Annotated in this window: 1 protein-coding gene; it reads left to right on the top strand. The window is 41.0% G+C overall.

Translation table 11 applies throughout. The features are described 5' to 3' along the window. Positions 1-1066: transposase (locus QUB24_RS33475; protein WP_333157898.1), on the top strand; the 1066-nt coding region annotated here is incomplete at its 5' end. Positions 1067-1085: the final 19 nt, after the last annotated feature.

The raw sequence follows: 1085 nt of genomic DNA, 5'->3' as shown, positions 1-1085 counted from the left end.
TAAAGTAAGTCAGCAAATCTTGATGGTGCTAGACAAGAATTGGAAATCGTTTTTTGAAGCCGTTAAAGCTTACAAAGTTGATTCTTCAAAATTCACGGGTCGTCCAAAACTGCCTAAGTACAAAGACAAGACAAAAGGGCGAAACCTTCTCGTCTACACGATTCAAGCGATTAGTAGTAAACAGTTAAAGAAAGGAATTATCAAACTTTCCGGCACTGAACTTTCAATTAAAACCCAACTCAATCCGAACCAGATTTGTCAAGTTAGACTGGTTCCGAAATGTGATTCCTATGTAATTGAGGTGATTTATGATGAACCGGAGTCCACAATCAGCAATGCCAACTCTGTAGCTAGTATTGATTTAGGACTGGATAATTTAGTGGCGTTAACTTCAAATCAACCGGGATTTATCCCTTTGTTGATTAACGGGCGACCATTGAAATCAATCAACCAGTTCTACAACAAACGCAAATCCCGATTACAATTCCAGTTAAAAGGGAATCGTCAAACCTCACCCAGGATTCAGCGATTAACTCGCTGTCGTAATCAGAAAGTTGATAATTACTTGCATCATGCTAGTCGTGTGATTGTTGACCATTTGGTAGCGAAGCAAATTGGGACATTGGTGGTTGGGAAAAATGCACAGTGGAAAACCGAAATTAACTTAGGTAAGCAAACCAATCAAAACTTTGTCAACATTCCTCACTCTCGATTAATTGAGATGTTGGAATACAAAGCTCGGCTGGCGGGAATCAAGGTAATTGTGCAGGAAGAATCCTATAGTTCACGGGCCAACTTTCTGGGTCTAGACCCAATTCCTGTTTACGGAAAAACTGATAAAGAGCCTGTGTTTACTGGTAAGCGGATTAAGCGAGGTTTGTACAAAACATCGACGGGTCAGTTAATTAATTCCGATGTGAATGCTTCGTACAACATTCTCAGAAAAGCAATCCCAAATGCGTTTAGCAATGGGATAGGGAGCTGCGTAGTTGGGCCAATGCGGGTCGATCCGCTGAAAGTAAAAGTGAAGGGGGAGGGACTTGAAGCCTCCCATGCCTATAAATGACTATACTTTTACCAGCTAT

Origin of the sequence: Microcoleus sp. B9-D4, from assembly GCF_036705105.1 — a bacterium.
GTDB lineage: Bacteria > Cyanobacteriota > Cyanobacteriia > Cyanobacteriales > Microcoleaceae > Microcoleus.
This window is presented reverse-complemented; position numbering and strand designations above follow the sequence as displayed.